The 20693-nt window shown below is 61.9% G+C and carries 30 protein-coding genes; 8 read left to right on the plus strand and 22 right to left on the minus strand.

The annotated features are described in order from the left end of the window. Positions 1-39: 39 nt before the first annotated feature. Positions 40-2796 (plus strand): VapE domain-containing protein, encoded by a 2757-nt coding sequence (locus tag ABJI08_RS18375; RefSeq protein ID WP_348403314.1) that lies wholly within the window; start codon positions 40-42, stop codon positions 2794-2796. 22 nt (positions 2797-2818) lie between these two features. On the opposite strand, the gene ABJI08_RS18380 is transcribed toward ABJI08_RS18375, so the two are convergent. The 22 genes from ABJI08_RS18380 to ABJI08_RS18485 all read right to left on the minus strand — a co-directional run bounded on the left by ABJI08_RS18380 (position 2819) and on the right by ABJI08_RS18485 (position 18200). Next, the gene (locus ABJI08_RS18380; protein WP_348403315.1) at positions 2819-3043 is read right to left on the minus strand and encodes a hypothetical protein; all 225 of its coding nucleotides are present in this window, start codon (positions 3041-3043) and stop codon (positions 2819-2821) included. Positions 3044-4282: 1239 nt separating this feature from the next. Then, entirely contained in the window at positions 4283-4405 is a 123-nt protein-coding gene (locus tag ABJI08_RS18385; protein ID WP_348403316.1) for a hypothetical protein, read from the minus strand. Then, entirely contained in the window at positions 4402-4629 is a 228-nt protein-coding gene (locus ABJI08_RS18390; RefSeq protein ID WP_348403317.1) for a hypothetical protein, read from the minus strand. The genes ABJI08_RS18385 and ABJI08_RS18390 overlap by 4 nt, the downstream gene beginning before the upstream one ends. 255 nt (positions 4630-4884) lie before the next feature. Beyond that, positions 4885-5733 (minus strand): hypothetical protein, encoded by an 849-nt coding sequence (locus ABJI08_RS18395; protein WP_348403318.1) that lies wholly within the window; start codon positions 5731-5733, stop codon positions 4885-4887. Beyond that, entirely contained in the window at positions 5733-5984 is a 252-nt protein-coding gene (locus ABJI08_RS18400; protein ID WP_348403319.1) for a hypothetical protein, read from the minus strand. The genes ABJI08_RS18395 and ABJI08_RS18400 overlap by 1 nt, the downstream gene beginning before the upstream one ends. Positions 5985-6050: 66 nt before the next feature. Continuing rightward, complete coding sequence (locus tag ABJI08_RS18405; protein WP_348403320.1) at positions 6051-6656, minus strand: hypothetical protein; 606 nt, start codon at positions 6654-6656, stop codon at positions 6051-6053. Continuing rightward, positions 6653-8014, minus strand: coding sequence for a DUF3560 domain-containing protein (locus ABJI08_RS18410; RefSeq protein ID WP_348403321.1), 1362 nt, complete (start codon positions 8012-8014; stop codon positions 6653-6655). Before ABJI08_RS18410 ends, ABJI08_RS18405 begins: the two co-directional genes overlap by 4 nt. Before the next feature lie 34 nt (positions 8015-8048). Then, positions 8049-8681 carry a hypothetical protein gene (locus ABJI08_RS18415; RefSeq protein WP_348403322.1) on the minus strand — a complete coding sequence of 211 codons (633 nt, stop codon included), beginning with the start codon at positions 8679-8681 and terminating at the stop codon, positions 8049-8051. A 16-nt stretch (positions 8682-8697) separates the two neighbouring features. Further along, on the minus strand, positions 8698-9528 hold the full coding sequence (locus tag ABJI08_RS18420; RefSeq protein WP_348403323.1) for a hypothetical protein: 831 nt from the start codon (positions 9526-9528) through the stop codon (positions 8698-8700). Between the two features lie 3 nt (positions 9529-9531). After that, the gene (locus ABJI08_RS18425) at positions 9532-11220 is read right to left on the minus strand and encodes a hypothetical protein (RefSeq protein ID WP_348403324.1); all 1689 of its coding nucleotides are present in this window, start codon (positions 11218-11220) and stop codon (positions 9532-9534) included. Between the two features lie 834 nt (positions 11221-12054). Beyond that, positions 12055-12306 carry a hypothetical protein gene (locus ABJI08_RS18430; protein ID WP_348403325.1) on the minus strand — a complete coding sequence of 84 codons (252 nt, stop codon included), beginning with the start codon at positions 12304-12306 and terminating at the stop codon, positions 12055-12057. Positions 12307-12351: 45 nt separating this feature from the next. Continuing rightward, a complete protein-coding gene (locus ABJI08_RS18435; protein ID WP_348403326.1) occupies positions 12352-12579 on the minus strand; it encodes a hypothetical protein in 228 nt (75 codons plus the stop codon). Between the two features lie 51 nt (positions 12580-12630). Beyond that, the gene (locus tag ABJI08_RS18440; RefSeq protein ID WP_348403327.1) at positions 12631-13227 is read right to left on the minus strand and encodes a hypothetical protein; all 597 of its coding nucleotides are present in this window, start codon (positions 13225-13227) and stop codon (positions 12631-12633) included. Between the two features lie 82 nt (positions 13228-13309). Further along, positions 13310-13849, minus strand: coding sequence for a hypothetical protein (locus ABJI08_RS18445; RefSeq protein ID WP_348403328.1), 540 nt, complete (start codon positions 13847-13849; stop codon positions 13310-13312). Beyond that, on the minus strand, positions 13846-14310 hold the full coding sequence (locus tag ABJI08_RS18450) for a hypothetical protein (RefSeq protein ID WP_348403329.1): 465 nt from the start codon (positions 14308-14310) through the stop codon (positions 13846-13848). The genes ABJI08_RS18445 and ABJI08_RS18450 overlap by 4 nt, the downstream gene beginning before the upstream one ends. A 287-nt stretch (positions 14311-14597) precedes the next feature. Beyond that, the gene (locus tag ABJI08_RS18455) at positions 14598-14834 is read right to left on the minus strand and encodes a hypothetical protein (RefSeq protein WP_348403330.1); all 237 of its coding nucleotides are present in this window, start codon (positions 14832-14834) and stop codon (positions 14598-14600) included. Between the two features lie 640 nt (positions 14835-15474). Next, positions 15475-15699: a hypothetical protein gene (locus ABJI08_RS18460; RefSeq protein WP_348403331.1), complete on the minus strand. Its 225-nt coding sequence runs from the start codon at positions 15697-15699 to the stop codon at positions 15475-15477. After that, positions 15696-16112 (minus strand): hypothetical protein, encoded by a 417-nt coding sequence (locus ABJI08_RS18465; RefSeq protein WP_348403332.1) that lies wholly within the window; start codon positions 16110-16112, stop codon positions 15696-15698. The genes ABJI08_RS18460 and ABJI08_RS18465 overlap by 4 nt, the downstream gene beginning before the upstream one ends. A gap of 20 nt (positions 16113-16132) precedes the next feature. After that, positions 16133-16621: a hypothetical protein gene (locus ABJI08_RS18470; RefSeq protein WP_348403333.1), complete on the minus strand. Its 489-nt coding sequence runs from the start codon at positions 16619-16621 to the stop codon at positions 16133-16135. 383 nt (positions 16622-17004) lie between these two features. Then, positions 17005-17217 carry a hypothetical protein gene (locus tag ABJI08_RS18475; protein ID WP_348403334.1) on the minus strand — a complete coding sequence of 71 codons (213 nt, stop codon included), beginning with the start codon at positions 17215-17217 and terminating at the stop codon, positions 17005-17007. Positions 17218-17455: 238 nt separating this feature from the next. After that, a complete protein-coding gene (locus tag ABJI08_RS18480) occupies positions 17456-17689 on the minus strand; it encodes a hypothetical protein (protein ID WP_348403335.1) in 234 nt (77 codons plus the stop codon). Beyond that, positions 17682-18200 carry a hypothetical protein gene (locus ABJI08_RS18485; RefSeq protein ID WP_348403336.1) on the minus strand — a complete coding sequence of 173 codons (519 nt, stop codon included), beginning with the start codon at positions 18198-18200 and terminating at the stop codon, positions 17682-17684. Before ABJI08_RS18485 ends, ABJI08_RS18480 begins: the two co-directional genes overlap by 8 nt. 284 nt (positions 18201-18484) lie before the next feature. Between ABJI08_RS18485 and ABJI08_RS18490 the strand changes: the two genes are divergently transcribed. The 7 genes from ABJI08_RS18490 (at position 18485) to ABJI08_RS18520 (ending at position 20592) form a co-directional block, all read left to right on the plus strand. Next, entirely contained in the window at positions 18485-18781 is a 297-nt protein-coding gene (locus tag ABJI08_RS18490; RefSeq protein WP_348403337.1) for a DUF2312 domain-containing protein, read from the plus strand. After that, a complete protein-coding gene (locus tag ABJI08_RS18495) occupies positions 18781-18990 on the plus strand; it encodes a hypothetical protein (RefSeq protein WP_348403338.1) in 210 nt (69 codons plus the stop codon). Before ABJI08_RS18490 ends, ABJI08_RS18495 begins: the two co-directional genes overlap by 1 nt. Continuing rightward, the gene (locus tag ABJI08_RS18500) at positions 18987-19169 is read left to right on the plus strand and encodes a hypothetical protein (RefSeq protein ID WP_348403339.1); all 183 of its coding nucleotides are present in this window, start codon (positions 18987-18989) and stop codon (positions 19167-19169) included. The genes ABJI08_RS18495 and ABJI08_RS18500 overlap by 4 nt, the downstream gene beginning before the upstream one ends. 110 nt (positions 19170-19279) lie before the next feature. After that, a complete protein-coding gene (locus tag ABJI08_RS18505) occupies positions 19280-19624 on the plus strand; it encodes a hypothetical protein (protein WP_348403340.1) in 345 nt (114 codons plus the stop codon). Then, positions 19621-19947 carry a hypothetical protein gene (locus tag ABJI08_RS18510; RefSeq protein WP_348403341.1) on the plus strand — a complete coding sequence of 109 codons (327 nt, stop codon included), beginning with the start codon at positions 19621-19623 and terminating at the stop codon, positions 19945-19947. The genes ABJI08_RS18505 and ABJI08_RS18510 overlap by 4 nt, the downstream gene beginning before the upstream one ends. Then, on the plus strand, positions 19944-20222 hold the full coding sequence (locus tag ABJI08_RS18515) for a hypothetical protein (RefSeq protein ID WP_348403342.1): 279 nt from the start codon (positions 19944-19946) through the stop codon (positions 20220-20222). Before ABJI08_RS18510 ends, ABJI08_RS18515 begins: the two co-directional genes overlap by 4 nt. Positions 20223-20343: 121 nt before the next feature. Next, positions 20344-20592 (plus strand): hypothetical protein, encoded by a 249-nt coding sequence (locus ABJI08_RS18520; RefSeq protein ID WP_348403343.1) that lies wholly within the window; start codon positions 20344-20346, stop codon positions 20590-20592. Positions 20593-20693 lie beyond the last annotated feature (101 nt).

Genomic DNA, 20693 nt, shown 5'->3' on the forward strand with positions numbered 1-20693 from the left:
TTCCGCACCAAACGCAACATGGGTCTCGGGGAGAAATAGATGACCGATCTCAAACGGAACTTGGATAGCCATACGTTTGTTTTCGCGCTCGGCAAAGGCAAGGGCCTGGGCCGAATCGAAAACGTGCGGTGGATTTTCAGGAAGATGATTCGGAAGTTGTCCGCCCCGATGGTGGACACTTCTGTCACTTACGCGCAGTACGAGGCTCTAGACCAGGACGCGAAGCTGGAGAAAAAGCGCGCGCCCGGTTCCTGGACACCTTCCCGGTATAAGGGCAACCGCCGCGCCATCGCTGATCTACGTGAAAAGACGCTGATCGTCTATGACTTGGACTACGTGACCCACGAGCAGTTGGACGACATCCGGCAGGGCTTCGTGGGCATCGCCGACTACGCCTGGTTTATGCACACCACCCGGAGCCATACGCCCGAGTCGCCGCGCGTCCGCATGGTGATTCCCACCAGCCGTCCGATGCAGCCCGACGAAGCCCACGCGGTTTTCCGGCTTCTGGCGCTCACGCTGGCCGACGACCCCGAGGAAGCTATCGAGATTCCCGACCTCGTGTCGTTCCGGGGCAACCAGACGATGTTCTGGCCGTCGATTTCGCAGGGGCAAGAGTTCTGGGCCGACCGCAACGACGCGCCGATCTTGGACGTGGACGCCTTCCTGGCGGAGAACCCCGATTGGGAAAACTTCGAGAACCTGCCCTACCAGACCGAGGAGCGAAAGAACGGCAAGATCGACCCGAACCGGCGGATGGAGGACCCCTACGAGAAGCCGGGCGAGATGGGGGCGTTCAACCGTGCCTATACCGTCCAAGAGGTGATCCAGGAATTTCTGCCCGAAGTCTACTCGCCGGTCGATACCGAAAGCGGCGAGGAACGCTACACCTATCTGCAAGGCACGGCGTCGAGCGGCGCGGTGGTTTACGAGGACGGCAAATTCCTGCACTCGAACCACGGCTCGGACCCGGTGACGACGTGTAATGCCTTTGACCTCTGCCGCCTGCACATGTTCGGCCACCTGGACTCCGACGCGCACCACAACGTCTCGCCCGGCAACATGCCGTCGTTCAAGGCGATGATGGACTTCGCGCGAAAAGACGCTCGCGTGATCGCGGACATGTACTCCGGGTTCGATGACACCCTGGACGACCTAGCGGACGACGACGCGGACGAGGACGAGGACGAGCGCCCGGCCCCGCAACCGCGCCAGGACGATGACGACGATCTCCTCGGCCCGGAACCCGGGGGCGAGGACGACGGCGATCTCGGCAACAAGCTCGATGACCTGGACGATGACGACGAGCCGGTCGAGAGGCCGAAGAAGGACAAGCCCGACCACACCTGGACGGCCAACTTTCGACGCAAGGCCAACGGTGATCTGGAGCCGGTTTTGAACAACGCCACGTTGATCGTCTCCAATGACCGGCGCGCCAAGGACTCCATCGGGTACAACGAGTTCACGTTGGACCCGGTTTGCTTCAAGCCGATCCGCGCGCCCAAGATCGAGACTCCCTCCAAAAACGTCGCGAAGCGAGACCGCAAGACGGGGCGGGGCTGGGAGGACGCTGACGACATGTCGATCCAGATCATCCTCTCGGCCAACGCAGAGCGCGGCGGCTACGAGGTGGACATCGCCCGGACGCACATCGAGACGGCGGTACTGAACCAGGGCATGAACAATCCGATCCACCCGGTCAAAGACTTCCTAGAGGCTTGCGAGGCCAAGTGGCGGTCGAAGAACGCGCCTACGGGCAACATCGAGCGTCTGGCTATCGACTACCTCGGCTGCCCGGATACACCCTTCCACCGGGAAAGTTCCCGGATGCTCCTGATCGCCGCCGTGGCGCGTATCTATGAGCCTGGGTGCAAGTTCGATGTCATGCCGATCATCGAAGGCCCGACCGGCTCTCGGAAATCGACCTTCTGGGACATCCTGTTCGGTGGGTTCACGACCGAACTCAAGTGTGACCTGGATAAGACCGACCGGGTAATCGAGAACCTGCGCGGCAATTGGGCTGTCGAGATGGCCGAGATGGCGGCAGCCAAGAAGGCCGACTCCAACACGCTCAAGATGCAGCTTTCGTCGTCTCGGGACGTTCACCGCCTGGCCTACGCCAAACGGGAGAAAGAGTTTCCGCGCCAGTCGATTTGGGTGGGCACCTCGAACGAGGACGACTACCTGACCGATCCGACATCGACTCGCCGTTATTGGGTCTGGCGGACGTTGCTTTCGCGCTTCAACCCTATCGACACCGCCAAGCTGGAACGCAATCTCTGGGCGCTCTGGGGCGAGGCCATGTACGCGTACAAGACCATGCGCCAGGAGAAGGCCCACGGCGACCTATGGCTCGATCTTCAAGACCACGATGTCATTCTGGAGGCCAACCAAATCGCGGAAGGCAGCCGCAAGCGCACGGCAGCCGAAAACGTGTCCGAGATCGTCCGGGATTGGCTGGATACGCCTGTCCCGGCGGAGGACGCTCTTGTGGACAAAGACGGCATGACCCTCGCGGGGTACGAAGGCGACGTGACGCCGATGGTCCGCAACATGGTGACGCCGAAAGAGGCGTTCGAGGCTCTGCGCGATGAGCCGGTCGTACAGGCGTACCGGAACTCCTCAACTGCGGTTTTCGGGAAGGCGCTGAAACTGGTCCCTGGATGGTCTGAGGTCGGCAAGGTCCGCCGCCACGGCTCCAACCAAACGGTCTGGTTCGTGCGCGACGAGGATGGCCCGCTTTGGGTGCCTGCGGAGAACCACGAGGACCACGAAGTAGACGATCTCCTGGGCTGACCTGAGTCCGAATCCGACGCGTTCACGCAACGAGAGAAACCTGGCCTTGCGCCGGGTTTTTCGCTTTTTGGATGACAGAAAAAGAGGGGAAATCGTCGCCCGTTTTTGTTTCACAGAACCGTAGAAAACTCAGTTTTGACGTTCTCGCAGCGGTGGAAAACTCGGTTTCGACGTTCTCGCAGCGGTGGAAATCGGCAAAACAGGGCGAACCGGCGCGCAAACCGGGAACTTTCGCCGGGTGATCCAAGAGGGGTCGCGACGTGCTGGATCAGCCTTTTGTCTCTGTATATCAAAGGCTTACATGCCGGTTGATCCAGTGATCCTGGAGAAAACCCCATTGTTACCCCATATTTGGGGATATACCCCTATTTCGCGGGCCTACGCGGGTGCCCGGCGTGCTTACCGGGTGGCTACCGGGTGGCTACCCTATATATCCCTTTTTAATATAACCTATATAAGGTTTACTGCTGGATCACTGGATCAGCGCCTTAGAAATAAGGCCGAAACCCGATCCAGGAGCGCGAATGACTGCTGGATCGTCCTGGATCACTGGATCGGCCCCGAAAACCGGCTGAATCCGCCCCCGAAACGGGAATCCCTGCCCCCGGGCGCACCGCAAACAGGCTGGGTCCCCAGGGCGGGCCGCCGGAGATCGCGGCCAAAAAAAATTCGGGTGATCGGGGCCAGGGTGCCCGACCCGGCGGGGAACCCCTGATTTAACCCCCGAACACGGGGGTACGGATTCCTCTCGTGCAGAATTGCACATTGAATGGGTCCAAATGGCCCCAAATATCATAAAATTCAAGTTAATACGGGTCCAAATGGCCCCATTTTCAGGAAAACCCGAAGGATGCTCTATAGGGTCTGTGCAAAATTGTCGAATAACGCGCTCCGCGCCCCCCGTGGAAGCCCGAATCGGGCAGGAGGGACCCGCTGATTCCCGGGTGAGTCGGACCGCGCGAGTCCGTGGTTGATGTGTTGAATGTTCGCGCGTCCGTTGACTGCCCCGGCCACAGGTCCACCCGGCCACAGGTGTGCAGGCAATACGCGCCGCCGCGCTTGCCCAATAGTACCGGGCAGCACGTCCACCCGGTCAAAGTTATGCAGTATGATTCGGCGGTTGCACCCTGTCCGCCACGCGGTAAGCGCGGCGCGGAAACTGCCCGGCGCGGGCGGCAACCGATTTGCGCCAGCCGCGCGCACGCGGTCCCCTCGGGTCACACGGCGCGCAAAAAGAAAAGCCCGGCGCGCTGGCCGGGCTTCCCGTTAGTTCGGTTTGTTGTTGTTGCGTCAGATCGGGGCAAGCGCCCGGACCATCACGCCTAGAGTCGTTAGCCCTAGGCCGGTCTGCATTACGTCCGCTTAACGGTTTGGCTTTGTCACGCCAGCATAGCGGACCCTACCAACCAAACGAGTCCGATTGTCAGCGCCGCGCCAATGTTCCCGGACGCCAGCGCAAGCCCGGCGCAAATCAGAGTCCACGCGGCTATGATCCACCGCCCCGGCGCTTGCCGTTGCGCGCCTCTACCATCGCCAGCCATGCGCGCGCCGATAGGGGCAAGGGCGCGCCCGTGGTTTCGTGTCGCCTGTTGTGCCGGTCGCGCGTCATTGTTCCGCCCCCGTGTAAACGTCGTTTCTCAAGTCCCGGATTTCCCCGGAGTCCAGTTGCGCGAAGTATTGGGGCAGCAAGGTTTTAGGCGTCACTTGCTCCAGCAAGTCCCCGGCCAACCATTGCCCCGACACTTGCACGCGTACCCGCCGCCCCGTGGGGGCCAATTCATGTTCCGCCATCATACCGCCGCCCTTAACAGGTACGCCGCGCGGTTGCGCCACGCTTGCGCCGACTCTCTGTCTCTGTCCCGTTCCGACCGCGCGGCCATGCTTAAGAACGTGAAAGCGTCCGCCCGGAATTTGTCCGCGTAGGAGTCCCGTTTCATTGGACCGGCTCCGGCTTGGGGATTCCGTCCCGGTCCCATTGCTCCGCGATTTCCCAAGCCTGTTTAAGCGTTTTGACCGGGACCGAATTGCCCGCGTGTTGCAGGTAGAACCGCCCGTTAAACGCGCTCCGCCCTATGTGATAACCGAACACTATGCCGCCTCCCCTTGATTGATTTGTGCTATTGCGTCCGCCCGGGTATCCGCCCGGACATATGCCGCCGCGCCGTCCGCCGCGACCGCCCGCCATAGCGGAGTCCCCGTCCCCCAATATGCGCCGCCGGAGTCGTATCCGCCCGCGTCCAGTGTCACCCGGCGCACGGTGACAGGTTCCGCCGCGTCCAGCACGTCAGACCGCCGCCCCATAGGCGCGCCATAGCGTCCCCCGACCTCGCTCAAAGCCTCAACAGGTGCGCCGCCCGTCGCGCCAGCCTCCAGCGCCGCCAGAGTCGCCCGTTCCGCGTCCGTTAGCGGCGACACGGCCCGGTCCAGCATCACGCGCCACGCGCCAGCCTCCAGCGCCTCCAGATCGACGGACTCCCCGTCCACCGGCTCCGCGTATAGATCGACCTCGCCAAAATCGCCGCGCCAGTCGCAAGCCTCTGTTAACGCGTCGCCCGCGTCCCCTATGTCACGGCACCAAAACCCGACCCCGTGCCCGTTACGGGTAAACCAAAAGTCGCGCCCCGCCTGTTCCAAGTCATACGCGCCGCCTGTCGTCACTTCGGCAACCGTTGCCGCGTTCGCGATCCAGAAACGGACGGCTTGCGCCTCCAGCCCGGCGCGGCTTTCCGCGTCCAGATTGGCCGGGCCGACTCCGTCCAGTTCTTCACAACGTCCGCGCGCCCCGTCCGCCAGTTCGGTTTCGCCGTCCGGGTCCGGGACCACAACCGACACGCCGCAGAAAAAAGCCGCCTCAATGTACCCGCGCGCAATGTCCGGGAGTCCGTCAAACCATTCATGTGAGTCGATGCTGTCCAAGGGCAAAACAAATTCCGGCATTATGCGCCCTCCCCGTAAACTGATTCAAACCAGCTTGGCACGGTCGCGCTTGAATGATTTGTGCGCCGCGTTTTGCCGCCGGGCAGTGCGCGCCCAGACGTGGCAAAACAGTCCATGCGCCCGCCGGGACCAAACGCCGCCCGCTTGATTGCTCCGAAACGTTCCCGCGAAACCCGGACGCCGTTTGCGTAAAACCGCGCGGCCATGCCGCCGCCCTTATGATCAGTTAAGGCAAAGTGAATGTTGCTCATTTGGGATTTATCCTTTGTTTTCAAGGGGCGAAAAATCACCCTGGACTCTTTCTGTCGCGCCCGGATTCAGGCGCTTTCAATGCGAATAATTTTTGTGAAAACGCGCGCCGTGGGGAACGTATCCGGGGGCAGTTCCTCCAGCGTCTCCGCGCGGTCATGTTTGAACGTCACGGGCACCAGCGCCACCAGAGTCGCGGGTTCCGCATGACCGCCCCGGCCCAATAAAGACTCCGCCGCCGCCACATGCGCCCGGACCTTGCGAAACGGCGGATTCATGATAATTCGCGGGAACGCCGCCGCGCCTTTGACCTCCGCCGCATACTCCAGAAAACAGCGGTTTATCACCGGCCCGTAGCGGTAGAGGTGGCCGCAAAGCCCGATATGGCGTTCAACCATTGTTAACTCATTGCCGCTATGGCCCGACGCCAGCAAAGCCCGGATTAATTGGCCCGTCCCCGCGCTTGGTTCCAACGTCAAATAGTCGCCTTGCGGCCCTAAATACTCGACCATACGTCGCGCCACGGAGTCGGGCGTTGTGTGGCATTCTGTGGCCGCGTCAACGATCACAGGTTGCACCAATTCGACGGGCTGGAAGGGGGCCGGGTCCCGCCGGTTTTTCACCGGAATCGAAAGCGGTTTGTTCGGGCGGGTATACATGGCCGGGCGGTTCATTCCACCGGCTCCAGCGCGTCGAAACGGGCGCTTTCCGGCGCGGGGTGTTTCTTTTGGTTTTCGATGAAAACAACCGCCCAACCGCGCTTATAAGCCGGGCCGGTGTGGGTCGGGTTCAACGTGACGCGGACCCGGAATTGACCGCAAGCGGAAAGGCGAGTCCCGCGATAGTCCGAACCGATTGCCGAATAGTCCGCTTTGCTAATCCCCACGACCGGCAAAACATCCACCGACTCCGCGCCGCGATACGTTGCCCGGCTTTGAACGTGAATAACTCCAGTCGGGGACTCCAAGTTCAAAATCGGCGGTTTCGCGGGCTTTTTGGCAGGCGGGACAAAGCCGCATTCTTGCATCAGGTCGCGCCATTCGTCCCCGGACATTTCGGCGGTTGAACCGTCCCCGATATGCACGGGCAAGGGCGCGTCGCATTCAACCGCGAACAGACCGCAATCAACTTTCTTTGCCGCCGGTTTGTCCGCGCCGTGTTCCCGCAAGAATTGTTGAATAATAACCGGGGTCAAATCGCCGCCAAAACGGGGGACGTCGCCTAAAAGTTCCGTTTCATATGCCAAACGGTTCAAGGTGTGCGCGATATACCGGGCGATGATCGGGCTTGAAATAGTCGCCCGTTTTCCGGCCATATCCTCCGCCCGCGCCGCCTCGGGTGTAATCTCGCCGCCATTCACGCGGGACCAAAGGCCATAGGCCGCGATTCCCGACCCGACCACAATTCTAATTTGTTCGGGAGTCGTCATGGCTTCCCAAATCGAAAGGGCCTTGTGCGCCTCGTTTAGGCGGCGCTGAAAGTCGCGCAATTCGGCCAAAAGTGTTTTGATCCGACGCGCCCGCGTCCGGGGGTCATTTTTGTAATTCGCGTGACGCTCGACTCCCGTCGCGCGGTAAAGCCAATAACCCGCCAAATCATGCGCCTTGACCGCGTTTGCCTGCGCCGATTCCGCCTTTTCCTGCGCCTTGAGGGCTTTCCGCTCCGAGTGATGGCCCGCTAGGATCGGTTGCCCGTTGCCGAATTGTTCGGACAATTCGCGCGCCCGGCGCTGATACGCGTTTGCGTCGTCGGCACGCTTCCCGGCTAGGGTTTCCAGCCGCTCCGCCTTGGCTTGCGCCCGTTCGGCAAGGGTCATTTGCTCCGCCCCAATTTCCCCGGCCAGTTCAATCGCCAAATCTTCCCGGCGCGGGGACCATTTCGGGGCAACGAATAGCCCTTGTTTCGGTGCCCATTTGAACCCGGCGGCCTTGACCTTTTCAAAAGTTCCCGCGTCCAGACGCTCCGCCGGGTAAAGGCGAATTTTGTTATCTTCGGGCGAGTAAGTAGCGTTTGCAATTTGTGGGTTTGTCATAAGTTGAACCTTTCGTTTTCGGGTGATTTTTAACTCAAAAGTCGGAGTCGTCCGCGTCCGCGTCCGCTCCCATTTCCAGCGCCTCCGCGATGCTACCGGCAAGGCTTGCGCCCAAACCACTAGGGCAAGGCTGGACCCATTCACCGGGCGCGGCCTCATACCAGCCGCGCGCCTCTAACGCCGCCCGGTCGCGCTCATAATCGACCGAGTCACGGTCCCCAATTTGGCGGCAAAGGCCGCGCCAGTTGGCGACGAGTCCGCCGTTTTTCCAGTCGATACACGCCGCGACAAACCGGGGTACAAATTCCCAATCAAACGGGGAGTCGAAACCGGACCCTTGCGCCAGCGACCAGCCGGACTCCGCGTCCGCCGCGTAACCGATAACGTGCGACCGTAGCGCCGCCATGCCCTCCGCGCGCGCCTTGCGTTGCATGTTCGCTTGCCAGCCCTCCGCCGCCGGGTCCGGGGTCGCGCCGGGGTCCGCGTCCAACACGGATTCCCAAAGGCAAGCCGCGACCTCCGCCAGCGTCTCCGCGTCATACTCGGAGTCGTTCAGGCTGGCGGGCGCGTCAATCGCCACGACCGGTTCCGCGTCTCCGCGTTCAATCGCGCCGGATACGCGGGCGCGCAATGCCGCAAGCGCCGGGTTTTGTGTTTGTTGTGTCATGTCTGAGTCCTCTCGTTTAGTTGCAAATCAGCGCCACAAGGCGCGCCCGGCTTGCCGGTGTCATGGTTTCGGGAAAGTGCAGAGTCCGCGTTTCTGCGATGGTTTCGCCGTCATACGTCCGCCACGTCGCGGAAACGCTCCGCGCCGTCTCAGGGACGCTAGAATCGGCCTCCAGCGCCTCCAGCACGGCAAGCGGTCGCTCTACCTCCAGCGCCTCCAGAGACGCGCGCAAGGGCGCGGAATAATCGGACGCGCGCGCCGCCGGGCGGGCTGGCACCTCCAGCAAGTCACGCCGCCCGGTCGCGGGGTGGATAAACCCGCGCGCCTCCGCGTCTCCAGCCTCCGCCGACTCTTCGGTCACGGTCTCCCAAGTCACGCGAAAACCCGGCGTCATGGCGTCCAGCGTTTCGACCGCGCGACCGTCCGCCAGTCGCTCCGCCATTAGGACGGCGACGGCGCGGGTTTTATAGTCGCCGATTGCCTCCGCGCCTCTCCCCGCCGTGCAACCGTAAACAGTCCAGAAAACCGAGTCGGGCGCGGGTCCGATTCCACAAAAGCCGGTTTGCCAGCCGATAGGGGTGCAGTAATCCGGCCACTCCCCGACTCGGGCAATTTCAAACCAGTGAAAAGCGCCTTTCACAAAAGCCGGGCGCGCCTCCCCGGAATAGATTTGCGCCTCTGATTCATGTGCCACAATGCGCCCGCCCAGCATTTCGACGCGGGACTCTGAGTCCGCGTCCGCAAGGCGGTTTATGTCGGTCAAAACCTCCGCGATTTGCTCCGCCGGGCTGGCGTCCGCGTCCGCGTCATAATCAAGGGCAACGGTGACTCTGATTTGTTCCCGCATAGTTTAGACTCCTTCCTGATAGCCGTTGCGGAATCCGTCCGCCTCATTTTCCCAAGCGCGACCGCTAGGCGCGTCCGCGCGGGCTTTGCGCGCCGCTTTGCGCGCCGCCAGATACTCCCCGCAATGGTCCCGGGCTTGCTCCACTTGTGCCCGCATAAGGAGTCGCCGGTCGCGGCGGTCGATCCTATGGCGATTGCGGAAAACAGCGCGCGCGGCGCGGACGGCTTGAGTCCAGCGTTTCGCCGCCTCCAGCGCCTCCGCCGCCAGTTCACGCGCGGCGCGCCCGGCCCCGTGCCCGGTTTGGTATTCGCGTTCTTGCTCCGCCATGTTTTCGGCTATGCCGTCCGCGCGGCGCGCCACGTCGCGCAAGGCCGAGTCTTGATCCCATGACGAGTCCAGCGTTTCCCCGGTGAAAACCTCCAGCGACAAAAGCGCCGGGCCGTTGCCGTGTTTGTCCGTTTGGTATGGGTCCGCATAGCCCGCAAGATAGCGCGCGCGACCGTTAGCGCCGGGCAACCGATAGACGACTCCGGCCACGGTCTCCCCGCTCCAGTTGTCCGGGGTCAAATACCACCCGGAATGATCGACCGCCGCGCGGTAATAAGCGTGACCGCCGGGCGCGGCGTCATGCGCCAGCCCTACCAAACGCAAACCGGATTTTTCGGGGTCTTCAAACCAGCGGACGCGCGACTCGCCGTGTGCCTCAAAATCGGAATTGACCGCCGGGCGTTTCCAGATCGACTCGCCCGTGTAAACCGGCGCGCGGTTTGGGTCCGCTTGCCATTGGCGCGCGCCCCCCAGAGCCTCCAGAGCGGACGCGCCAGAGCGGCGCAAGGCGGCGTATTTATTGCGGGCGTCCGCGAGCAGGCGCGCGGGCGTTTCCGCGCCCTCCAGCGCCTCCAGAGCGGCGCGGACGTATACCACGCGCCCGGAGTCAGTCTCCGCGTCCAGCCGGGCGCGCAATGCGTCCGCGTCCAGCCCTCGCAATTCCACTTGCAGCGCGACCGAGTCGAAAGGCTCCGCGCCGTCACGGGTCCAGAGTCTCCGCTCCGCGTCAGCGTGAACCGCCACAAGCCCGGCGCGGTCATATTCAATTTGCATATTCGCGGCCAAACCCGCCGCCGTATAAATGTAAATGTCCGTTTCCCCGGTCCCGGCGGCGTCCAGCGGCAAGCCGTCGCGGCGCAAGTCCGACCACGCGATATGGTCCGCAAGGTCCGAGTCTTCCCAATCGGGAGTCCGGTCAATCAAGTTGACGTTGACGGACTCGCCGGTCTCACTTGTGCGGATTCCCGGCTCCAGTTTCACGTCACGCCGCCCGGTCCAGCGGGCGGCAATGTCGCGCGCGAATTGGCGGATCAGTTTTGACTCCGCGCTGGACAATTCCACAGAACCAAAGGGCGCGGGGTTTTCGTCCAGATCATAGTCAACCGCCGCCGGGTCAAACACTTCCCCCGGCGCATGGGTCCCGGATTCAATCGCTTCCCCCTCCGCGTCCGGTACGGGAACGGCTCCAGCCTCCGCACGGCGCGCCATATCTTGCGCCGTTGCCAGAGCGTCCGCCGGGTCCGTCGTGTAATATGCGGCGGATTCATTGCCGGGAAAGCCGACTCGAATTTCCCCGTCTAAGCGGGATACGCGAAAACCAAGGGCGCGGATTTGTTTTGCGGCGGCGGTATAAGAAATTGACATTTTCGGGACCTCAAAAGGGGCTAGGGGTTAAAGCGTGAACAGGTCGCGCGTTTCGTTTGACGCCATCCGGGCGGCGCGGATTGTGTCCCGGCGGGCGGCATTCTTCGCACGTTGGGAAAGGCGAAATTTGCGGGTAGGTTTGAAGGTGTTTTGCATTAAGCTAATCCTTTCGTTTTTGGGTGAATTTTAGAGCGCAGAAAAAAGAACGCTTTCAACCACATGCCAACCGCCAGCGAGGCAAAGCGCCAACGCCGGAATCGCGAAATGTGGGTTTTCCGCCGCCCACTGGAGCAGCGCGCCGCAAATTTCGCCTAAAGGGCTTGGGGGTGTTTGGGTTTTCATTTTCAGTTCTCCAGTAAAGGCGGGCGACGTGCCCGGCGTCCAGTCAATATGGGGCCATTTGGACCCAATCACAACCCCGTTAAGTGAACTTTCAATTTTTGAGCGAATACCGCGCCCGGCTCCAGCCCGCGACCGCCGACCGGGGCAGGCCGGGGGGCCAGATCGGCGGCGAGTCGGAACCCGCCCACGTATGCGCTCGCGCCCCATGCGCGCCCGCGTGGGGGTGCGTTTGTGCCCGCCTGCGCGTGCGTACCCGGGTGTGTGTGTGTGTGGGAAACTTTGGAGACCTAGCCGGTCCTGGGCCGGGGCAACTCTGGCTGCCTGGCCGGTCCTCGGCAACTTCGGACGCCTGGCCGGTCCTCGGCAACTTCGGACGCCTAGCCGGTCCTCGGACCGGGGCAACTCTGGCGACCTAGCCGGTCCTCGTAACTTCAAAAGCCCCGCCGGTTCTCACCAGCGGGGCAGACCCTCAGATCGTAGAGGGGAGAGTTTTCAGGTGTCGGATTTTCCGGCGTCACGACCCACGAACTGCTCGACGGACTTGTCCCAGCCCTGCCACCAAGCAGCCATGCCGCAGAATCCCAGGACGAGCCACACCCGGTAATCCCCGAGCATCCCAGGGATCAGGCCGGACGAGAAGGCCAGGACCAGACCGAACGCGAGAGACGCGCCACCGACCCAGGCTTTCACCTTGGCCGGGCCGAACAGTAAAATCAGAACAATGAGAACGAGTAGAACAATCATTTTAAACCTCCAATGGCGGCAACGTCGCAAACGATTATGTTTGGATTATGGCGCACCGGAAACTTCGACGACCTTCCACTTGATCGAAACGGGTTTCGCCTCGCAGTAGGTCTCCAGAAATAAGTCCCGGTCGGTCGCGACCTCGAAGCCCCAAAACGCGGTTTTGGCAGACACGGGTGCAGCTATGAAGTGGCCCAAGCCGACCGCCTCGGTCGGTCGGGGACGTCCGACGGGTGCCTGTGCCAAAAACGGGTACTCGCCCCTTTTACGCATGAACCAGTCCCAATTTCTCTCAGCGAATTTTGGGTGCATTTCGCTTTCCTCCTACGGTTTTGGGTTTTCGGCGAGATCAGAGGTCGAGCGGCCTGCGAACCGCATATCGGCGGACGCCTGGAACCCGGCCCGCACCGGGCCGACAGAGTGGGGGTACAGCCCGACGGGGACCTCGGCCTTGCCGAAGCTGCGGAACTCGACGTGTCGGTTGTGGAACTCCCGGACGTGCCCGAAAACCAGGTGGGATACGCCGAGCGCCCAAAGCACGTTGAAGCGTTTGATGCCTTCGGGGAACGAGGAGTCCACGCAGATCGCGCCCCGGTCGACTCCCCCGGCATGGCGGCGAACCATGCGAGCGAACTTGGCCCGTCGGTTGCCGATCAGCATGTGGCCCAGGACTAGGACGTTGGGGGTCGGGAACGCCCGGGTCGTGATCCACTTGGCGGAGGTTTCGACCGGGATGCCGTGCGGGTTTCGCAGGGGGTCGCGGAACAGGTCGCGGAGGTAGCGCCCGTGGGTCGCCACGCACCAGGTCTCCGGGTCCTCCACATCCAGGTAAAGCCGGTTGCTGCGGAAGGGCATGAACACGAACGGGCGCTCCTGTTCGGCGTCGGTGACGATCTCCTGGAGGCTCACGTCCGGGAGCATGGGCAATCTGGATTCTTCCAAACCAATTTCCTCCTACGGTTTTGGGTTTTTGGGAGAGAGCGAGGCCGAGCGACCCTGTGGCTTACTCTAGGAAACGGTGTCCGCTTGCCTCCACCAACCCGGCGATCTCATCGAACTCGACGCGAGGGATAGCGCGGAACGCCTCCTGGAATTTAACCTTGGCCGCGTGGGCGATTTCACCCAGCCGGTCTGCTTCCTCGATAGCGGCGTGAACCTCGGGGGTTTGCGCGGCCAGTAGGTGCAAAAGCGTCTCCCGGCGGGCGCGTCGAGCGGAGCCGCCTCGCCGGGCCATAGAAGCGACCTTGTGCCCCTCGAACTTGACCTCCCGGCTAGACCAAGAGCGCGACTCCTTGCGCCCCAAATAGTCAATCACGGTGGCCTCGTCAGCCTTCACGCGCACGCACTCGCGCGTCTCGCTCATCGCGATCTCGTAGCAAGGGAAGGCCGATTCCTTCCGCAATTTCAGGTGCATTTTGTCGATCTTCTCTTTCGCTTTGGTTAGCGTCGGCTCGCCCGAAATGCCGCAGTCGTAGCACCCCCATGCGTCCATATTTTGATCGTAATTGATCGTGTATCCGCGATAATCCGTCGATAGGTTCATTTCGATTTCCCTCCATCGTTTTTGGTTTTTCTGAGTCGCTTTTGCGCAGCGAGCAGCTTTTTCAGTCTCCAGGACGCCGGTATTTCGCACGACCAATCGTGCGAATCCGGGCCGCGTTCTTTGATCTCGGCGCGGACTTCGGCGATCTCTTGTCGCAAGGCCCCTAGTTGGGTTTTGGGGTACGGACGCCCGGCGTTGATCGAGAGCTTTTCGCGAAAACACGACCATGCGCCGGGCAACCAGCCGAGGTCGCCGTGCTTCCGGCTCACCTTGCCCCAGGTCGTGCCTTTCAACTTCGGCCACCAGTACCCGTAGGTGCAGGCGTACCCGGAAGTGTCGCCGGGCCAAAGCGGCTCTTTTCGGGTTTGAATGGTGCGCAAGACGTATTCCCACCACTCGATACGGCCATCTTCCGACCAAACCAGGCTCCAGCACGTGTCACCCTTTTTCAGGCCCGACATGTCGATTTCCTCCTACGGTTTTGGATTTTCGGGAGAGCGCGGGTTGCGGATTCGAACCGTCCCTCCACTGCACCAGGGACAGACCATCGGGACGGCCCAACTGGCCGGGGAACGCAGGTTCGGGACGTTGAACGCCCGCGCGATCACCGAGTTGATCTCCACCGTGACCGATCTCAGAATTTCAGTTTCCCGAAGGCGCGGCGGCGCAAGGTGTTCTACCTGCTTCTCACCGCAAAGGACGCCCGCCCGGCGGGCCACGACGCCGCCCGTGTGTAATTTTTTAGGCATCACTTGGACCCCGCAATTTCGGCGGCGGGAAAGCGCTCCAGGAAGGCGTCCCGGTCGGCCTCGAATTGGAAGCCCCAGATCACAACGGATGCCGACAACGGAACGGCCAGGAAGTCTCCGGGCACCTCGACCTCGGTTGGTCGCGGTTGCCGCGTACCGGCCTGGGCGCGGAACGGGTACTTGGCTTTCCGAGCTTCCCAAAAGGCCAAGTTTTCTCCGGCGATTTTCTGGTGCATAGCTACCTCCTGCCCTTGTTCTTCAACATCCGCCGCAGGCTGCGGCTGTTGCGTTTCGGCCCGGGAGATTTACCGGCCTCCATTTCCGCCGGAGGGGCGTGCCCGCAACTCTCGCAGGACCGGAATCTCTCGCGCCAACCGTCACACTTCTCGCATTTCTGCATGTTCCTCATGTCACTCTCCCCGGTCTGGAGGCTGTCACCATTTCAGCCATTTTCGCCCTCCCTTCTTTTCGCGCGCGGCCCGTTCTCGGGCGATCCTGCGCTTGGTCCCAGATCGCGCCGCTGGGGCCTCTCGGAAGCGGTACACCCGCGTCCAGAGGCCAACGGCGGTGATCGGCTGGCGGTTGCGCCCAGGCCGATCCAAGAGGCGGCGCATGACGCCTTTCTCGCGGACCCGTCGCCTCAGTTTTCGAGCGATCCTCGACGCCAGGCTCATCGACACTCCTCCGCCACAAGGCCCGGAACCGGGTGCTGCGGGCCTCCTGGTTGGCGGGACATCGCCGCGACGGCGAAAGCCAAAGCCAAAATTGCCACGAGGATCGCCAAAACGCTGACCGGGCCGCTGCTAGAGGGACCCTCGCCCCCTGTAGGTTTACCGGAGCCTGAGTAGTTCGAGTAAGCGGTTTCCCGACAAGGCATCACGAAGTCCCCCTGAACACGAAGCGCCACCGGGTTTTCAGGTTGAAAACCGCCGAGATGTCATCCGGTCCGAGGAGGAACGGTCGCACCGGGCCTCGTGCGCTCCAGGTCCACATGCCGGAAGACTCCCGGCGCGAGAACTCGGAGGTCCAAAAGTCCACCGACGCGCCGCTTTTGTAGAAGACGCGGACCAGATATTGTTTCTCGAAGCCAAGACGAGTCATGCGCCCACCCCCTCCGCCTCGGAAGCGCAATCGACGCAGACCAGTTCGTCGGAGTCGATGTCGTCGCTGGCCTCCTCGTCGATCTCGCACCACCAACCGCATTGCGAGCAGTTGAAGATTTCACCATCGAGCCGGGCCAGAAACTCGGTGTCGTCCTCCAGGTCCTCGGCGTCGAAGGCGATTAGGGCAGCGGACAGAGTGTCGGCGGTTCCGCGCAGGTACTCGATCACCCGCTCTCGTACCTTGTCGGCTTTGAAGGACTCGCATGTCGGGTGTTTGTCCAATTGCGCCTCCCCCGCTCCGCATTTCTTGCAAATCCCTAAACCGCCGAGGACCACCAATCGGGCCGTGCTGCTCGACTCCATCTCCTCGTTCGTGAAGTCGGCAGGAGTGTAAAGGTCGTGTCCGTCCATTTCGATTTCCTCCTACCGATTCAGTATTTCTTGCCGCCCGCAGCCCGAGCGGCGACCTTGTGGTCGGCCCGGTTCGCGTTGTAGGCCATCTTCTCGACCACGGCCCCGCCCAGGTCCAAGCCGAGCGCGCCCGCCAGATCGGCGATACGGATGAGTGAGTCGGCCAACTCGACCTCGACGCCCGGACGATGGGTCAGATGGTCGTCCAGCAAGCCCCTACGGTCCGCCTCCAGAGCTTCGCTGATCTCCGAGTGGATCAGGGCGATCTTCTCGGGGACCGTGCCGACAGGCTCTCCGGTCACGGGGCAGTGCCACCAGCCCGCGTCGTAGCTTGCCTTGTGCGCCAGGATGACGAGGTGGTTGACGCCTTCGGCAGCGACGGCCTCTCCAACCGGGTTGGTGTTCGGGTCGGCGAGTACCGCGCCGGGGTTCAACGTGGGCGTCCGGGATTTCGGTTTGTCTGTTGCCGGGTAGTCGCGCTCCCAGGCTTGTCCATCTGCAAGTCCCATATTCAACTTTCTCCTCTAATTTTCGCTTTTGGGTGAATTTTATCTCGTGACAATAGAAGTCGGGAGGGCTGACGCCTTGCTCCGTTTTCTATTCTGTTTTTCCCGCGCGTCTCGCCGAAGTTCAGCGGGGTCCGCGAGGTGGTCCACGGCCAACCGTCGGACCCAATCCGGGTCAACCCCTGCCGCCTCGCATATGTCCGAGCGAGCGCGCGCCCAATTCCCTCGGGCCGAGGTCAGGAAAGACCAAGCCTCGTCAGCCTCAACGGCGCGTCTAAACCGCTTAATGTCGATGACAGCTTGGCGCAGGACGGCCAGGTACAGGTCTTGCTCGGGGGTTGCCCCGCTCTGCGTGCCGTTGATTGCCGATAGTTTTTCCATGATCTTCATTTCTGTGGTCTCACTTTTTCCATTGCTTCGAGCGCCGTCTTACGACGGGCTTCCCACGCTAAAAGATGCTCGGGCCAGTCGGGGGGACGGTGGCCTGCCAGATACGCCCGGTAGAGTCGGATCACCCTTGCCGGGGGCGGTCGGGCCGTGGATTTGGCCGGGTCCATCTCCATCCGGTAGATCGGTTTGGTCGATGACAGGTCGAGCATCTGCGCGGCCTCCTGGGTAGTCAAACCCAAGGCTTCCCTGGCTGCGCGGAGTTCTTCGTGGTTCATCAGGCGTTCACCCCTAGAACCGAGAGTGTCGCCCGCTGGTAGGGTTGCAGGCTCGTCGGGCGACACCACGGGCACAGCATCGCAACAGCCCAAGGGGCCGGAAACCGCAGGTTCGGGACGTCATATAGCCGCGTAACCCCGTCCTCCGGGTTTGATGGTTCAAGTATTTTCATTAGTCGCCGACTCCAGCTTCCAGTTCGCGGATCAGATCGCGCAAGGCGTCCTCGGGTGATGGCCCCTGCCCGATGAACTTGCCTCCGACCTCGCCGAGCATGACAGAGTTCGTCGGGTTGCAAGCGTGGGCCGACCACTCAATGCCGTCATCGGTGTCCAGGTAGAACAAGGCGAAGTCCTCGCCCGGTGCGAGGTCTTGGGCGCGTTCGATCAGGGCCGAAAGGTCAGCCATTGTGTTCCCCTCTCAATTCCTTCAAGGCGGCCACCGCCTGCGTCTGGTTCTGGGCACCCAGGAGGCTCCACAATTGCGCCAATGCCGCCGTAGAAGACTGCGCCGCAATGGAGGCCGATGTCCAGCCCTCGGCCCACACCGGGCGCAACTGCTCATACGTTGCGACCTCCGCTGCCAAACGATCCTTCAAAGCGTCGCGCTCCTCGCGCAACCCCACAACAACTTCGTGCTTGAAATAGGATTCCATCCCGAGGCACATCCAAAAATCACTTCGGCGACCGGCCTCGAAATGCGAAGGCGAACCGCCCGGTTCGAAATACGCGATGATCTCGTCCGGTGCGGTGCCCTGCGGCTCGACTTTCGAATCCCGGTAGGAGGCGTTTACCGAAGCCTCTCGCATCTCCGGGTTCCGCTCTTTCGTTTGGCGCAGGGCCTTAGCGAACAAAGACACGCTCTCAACGGCGCTTTTGAGGCCCAACCCGTCTGCCGGGTCCGGGGTCGGTCCAGTCATTGTGCGCCCTCGCCAGCTTGAATGCGCCCTAAAGCGGCCATCTGCTTTTCAGTTACGTGTATGCCGATTGTCATGCGGTGATTCCTCCGGGTTCTGTTGTCGCTGCCCCGACATGTAGGGCCATTTGGACCCATTGTAAACTCTTTTGGTTGAATTTTCACTAAGCAATTGAAACGGCATTATTCACTTTTTGGTTGACGTTTACTGAGGCCAACGACTAGGAGAGGATTGTCTGGAGCAGAATCGCTTGCTCTTAAATTTAGCTGAAAAGGGATTATTCAACCATGAGAGACGCAGACGACCTCCTCGGAGAAGAACCCAGCATCGGGCACAACAGTGATGCTTCCTACCGAGTCACCGCCTCGGAACTTCGCCAGTTTGTCGAACGGTTCGAACGCCTGGAGATGGAGAAGAAAGACATCGCGGAGCAACAGAAAGAGGTGCTGGCCGAAGCCAAAGCCCGAGGCTACGACACCAAAGTCATGCGGAAGATCGTCGCCGAGCGGAAACGCGACAAAGATGATCTCAGCGAGGAGGAAGCCGTCCTCCAGATGTACCGCGAAGCCCTGGGTATGCGGTGATGACTGCCGCCCCAAAAACCCGGCAACAGCGCCGCGCCGCCACGCGGGTCGGCACGAAGATCACCCGCTCTGTTTTGAACTCAGACGTCGGCAAGAACGAGGCTTTGCGGCAGGCGGTGGCAGAGATGGAGCGACGCCAGGGCAACGTGACCCTCAGTCGCCGCCACCGCCGAGCGATGCAATCCCAGCACAAACAGGAGGCCACATGACCGAACTACCCGACTTGAAGTCCCAAGATGACATCGACCGAGAGGCCCGTACCGTCCTAAGAACCCAGTGGCGAGATTGGGTCATCGCCGTCCTCTTGGCTGCGCTGATCGCGCTGGGTGTCCTGCGCACAACGGTGCTGACCGACGCACCGATCTGCACCGAGGAGACGGCCCCGTGAGTTACCTCGTTTTCCCGTTGGCCCTCATCCTGATTGAAATCACCGGCATCGTAGCGGTGGCCCAAATCCACCCGGCATGGCCGCTCTGGTAGACCCAAGGAACCTGACACATGACCTTGAAAATAAAAATCGAAATGGACGGCAAGCTGATCGCTGCGGCGAGCCTGGATGAACTCAGCCAAATCGGCGGCAACTCAACTTACGCCTTCGAGGCCGTCGCTACGAGCGATGAAGGAGAACAGCTTTGTGCGCTCCACCACAAAGGCCAAGTCCCGAACTTCCTTCGCGCCAGAGGCGTCTGGGCGCTCGTTGGGCAAATCGCGTTGAGCGCGGCCCAGCGGCAGCAAACCCGCCCCGGCTGGCCCATCAAGCGTCGAGGAGAACCCGGTTCCCCCCACCGCAACCTGCGCTCGCTCGACTTCGACCACCACGAAACCCTGGAGGCCGCAGAGTGAGCCGCCAGATTTCACCGGCCATTGAGGCCGAGGCCCGCGCGTTCCGCATTTGGCGCGAAGGCACCTCCGTCGGATGGGATTGCACCGTCCGAGAACTCGCCGAGGCCCTGGGCATCAAGACCGAGACTGTCCGACGAATTTGCCGTTTTCGCGACTGGCCTGTTCAGGCGGGACAACCCGGCGGGAAAGACGACGGCAGCGTGGTCAGCTTCATGCGCCGCGCAGAACGGACGCCCCGTCGCCCAGAACTCAACGGGCAGATAGACCGGCTCAAGACCGCGATACCGTCCCCGATCCGCAAAATCTCGGGAGTCTGGGTATGATTTCGAATGTCCACGATCCGCGCTCGACGGACGACCTCGCCGATGTTGAAGCCTGGCCTTTCGCGGACGGCGCGGAACAAGTCTCGATCCGAGTATCGCGCCGTAAACCTGACGGGACGCCCGCGTGCTACCAAGCCACCGTGAAGGGTCAGGACGGCTCCCGCCCACCGAGCGTCGGGATGCTCGCCTGCCCCATCGCCGCGCTAAACCGCGCCATCACCGAATTTTACCGCAACCCTACCGCCGAACCCTCGGTGGACGACCTGCTCGGATAGGAGGACCCATGAAACGATTTATCTGCCTGATCAAAGGCCACGACTACCCCGAAGGCGATAGCTGGCACCCGTGCCTGCGGTGCGGAGCCGAACAGCCCGTATGGGGAGGATAGGAGAACCTATGAAAACGGAACAAGCAATTCGCGTCGCCCTTCTATGCGGCCCCGGGTGTGCCGCCCAGGCCGCAGTCAAGGCGGCAACGGAGGACCAGGAGGTTTCGCGCGTGTTGGCGGAGGCTGACTACTCGGACGTTGAAGCCCGCGCGAGCCTCTACTACCTGGAACCCGAACCCGAGATCAAAGAGGTCGATTTCCGGCACCCGAACCGGCCTACCAACGACCATCCGCGCAGCTACCGGAGGCGCAAATGATCCCGCTGAGTCCGATGGCCTACGACGCGGGCGTTCATCTTTACGGGCAAAGCGCGATGAGGCGGCTTTTCGTCCGGGTTAGCTGGGTGCCAGGCTACTCG

The organism is Shimia sp. (assembly GCF_039969785.1).
GTDB lineage: Bacteria > Pseudomonadota > Alphaproteobacteria > Rhodobacterales > Rhodobacteraceae > Shimia.

What these genes read in the sequence shown, in the direction of transcription:
- ABJI08_RS18375 (WP_348403314.1), top strand. Translation starts at nt 40, where the DNA reads ATGACCGATCTCAAACGGAACTTGGATAGCCATACGTTTGTTTTCGCG.
- ABJI08_RS18385 (WP_348403316.1), bottom strand. Translation starts at nt 4,405, where the DNA reads ATGACGCGCGACCGGCACAACAGGCGACACGAAACCACGGGCGCGCCC.
- ABJI08_RS18395 (WP_348403318.1), bottom strand. Translation starts at nt 5,733, where the DNA reads ATGCCGGAATTTGTTTTGCCCTTGGACAGCATCGACTCACATGAATGG.
- ABJI08_RS18400 (WP_348403319.1), bottom strand. Translation starts at nt 5,984, where the DNA reads ATGAGCAACATTCACTTTGCCTTAACTGATCATAAGGGCGGCGGCATG.
- ABJI08_RS18405 (WP_348403320.1), bottom strand. Translation starts at nt 6,656, where the DNA reads ATGAACCGCCCGGCCATGTATACCCGCCCGAACAAACCGCTTTCGATT.
- ABJI08_RS18410 (WP_348403321.1), bottom strand. Translation starts at nt 8,014, where the DNA reads ATGACAAACCCACAAATTGCAAACGCTACTTACTCGCCCGAAGATAAC.
- ABJI08_RS18415 (WP_348403322.1), bottom strand. Translation starts at nt 8,681, where the DNA reads ATGACACAACAAACACAAAACCCGGCGCTTGCGGCATTGCGCGCCCGC.
- ABJI08_RS18420 (WP_348403323.1), bottom strand. Translation starts at nt 9,528, where the DNA reads ATGCGGGAACAAATCAGAGTCACCGTTGCCCTTGATTATGACGCGGAC.
- ABJI08_RS18425 (WP_348403324.1), bottom strand. Translation starts at nt 11,220, where the DNA reads ATGTCAATTTCTTATACCGCCGCCGCAAAACAAATCCGCGCCCTTGGT.
- ABJI08_RS18430 (WP_348403325.1), bottom strand. Translation starts at nt 12,306, where the DNA reads ATGATTGTTCTACTCGTTCTCATTGTTCTGATTTTACTGTTCGGCCCG.
- ABJI08_RS18435 (WP_348403326.1), bottom strand. Translation starts at nt 12,579, where the DNA reads ATGCGTAAAAGGGGCGAGTACCCGTTTTTGGCACAGGCACCCGTCGGA.
- ABJI08_RS18440 (WP_348403327.1), bottom strand. Translation starts at nt 13,227, where the DNA reads ATGCTCCCGGACGTGAGCCTCCAGGAGATCGTCACCGACGCCGAACAG.
- ABJI08_RS18445 (WP_348403328.1), bottom strand. Translation starts at nt 13,849, where the DNA reads ATGAACCTATCGACGGATTATCGCGGATACACGATCAATTACGATCAA.
- ABJI08_RS18450 (WP_348403329.1), bottom strand. Translation starts at nt 14,310, where the DNA reads ATGTCGGGCCTGAAAAAGGGTGACACGTGCTGGAGCCTGGTTTGGTCG.
- ABJI08_RS18455 (WP_348403330.1), bottom strand. Translation starts at nt 14,834, where the DNA reads ATGCACCAGAAAATCGCCGGAGAAAACTTGGCCTTTTGGGAAGCTCGG.
- ABJI08_RS18460 (WP_348403331.1), bottom strand. Translation starts at nt 15,699, where the DNA reads ATGACTCGTCTTGGCTTCGAGAAACAATATCTGGTCCGCGTCTTCTAC.
- ABJI08_RS18465 (WP_348403332.1), bottom strand. Translation starts at nt 16,112, where the DNA reads ATGGACGGACACGACCTTTACACTCCTGCCGACTTCACGAACGAGGAG.
- ABJI08_RS18470 (WP_348403333.1), bottom strand. Translation starts at nt 16,621, where the DNA reads ATGGGACTTGCAGATGGACAAGCCTGGGAGCGCGACTACCCGGCAACA.
- ABJI08_RS18475 (WP_348403334.1), bottom strand. Translation starts at nt 17,217, where the DNA reads ATGCTCGACCTGTCATCGACCAAACCGATCTACCGGATGGAGATGGAC.
- ABJI08_RS18480 (WP_348403335.1), bottom strand. Translation starts at nt 17,689, where the DNA reads ATGGCTGACCTTTCGGCCCTGATCGAACGCGCCCAAGACCTCGCACCG.
- ABJI08_RS18485 (WP_348403336.1), bottom strand. Translation starts at nt 18,200, where the DNA reads ATGACTGGACCGACCCCGGACCCGGCAGACGGGTTGGGCCTCAAAAGC.
- ABJI08_RS18490 (WP_348403337.1), top strand. Translation starts at nt 18,485, where the DNA reads ATGAGAGACGCAGACGACCTCCTCGGAGAAGAACCCAGCATCGGGCAC.
- ABJI08_RS18495 (WP_348403338.1), top strand. Translation starts at nt 18,781, where the DNA reads ATGACTGCCGCCCCAAAAACCCGGCAACAGCGCCGCGCCGCCACGCGG.
- ABJI08_RS18500 (WP_348403339.1), top strand. Translation starts at nt 18,987, where the DNA reads ATGACCGAACTACCCGACTTGAAGTCCCAAGATGACATCGACCGAGAG.
- ABJI08_RS18505 (WP_348403340.1), top strand. Translation starts at nt 19,280, where the DNA reads ATGACCTTGAAAATAAAAATCGAAATGGACGGCAAGCTGATCGCTGCG.
- ABJI08_RS18515 (WP_348403342.1), top strand. Translation starts at nt 19,944, where the DNA reads ATGATTTCGAATGTCCACGATCCGCGCTCGACGGACGACCTCGCCGAT.
- ABJI08_RS18520 (WP_348403343.1), top strand. Translation starts at nt 20,344, where the DNA reads ATGAAAACGGAACAAGCAATTCGCGTCGCCCTTCTATGCGGCCCCGGG.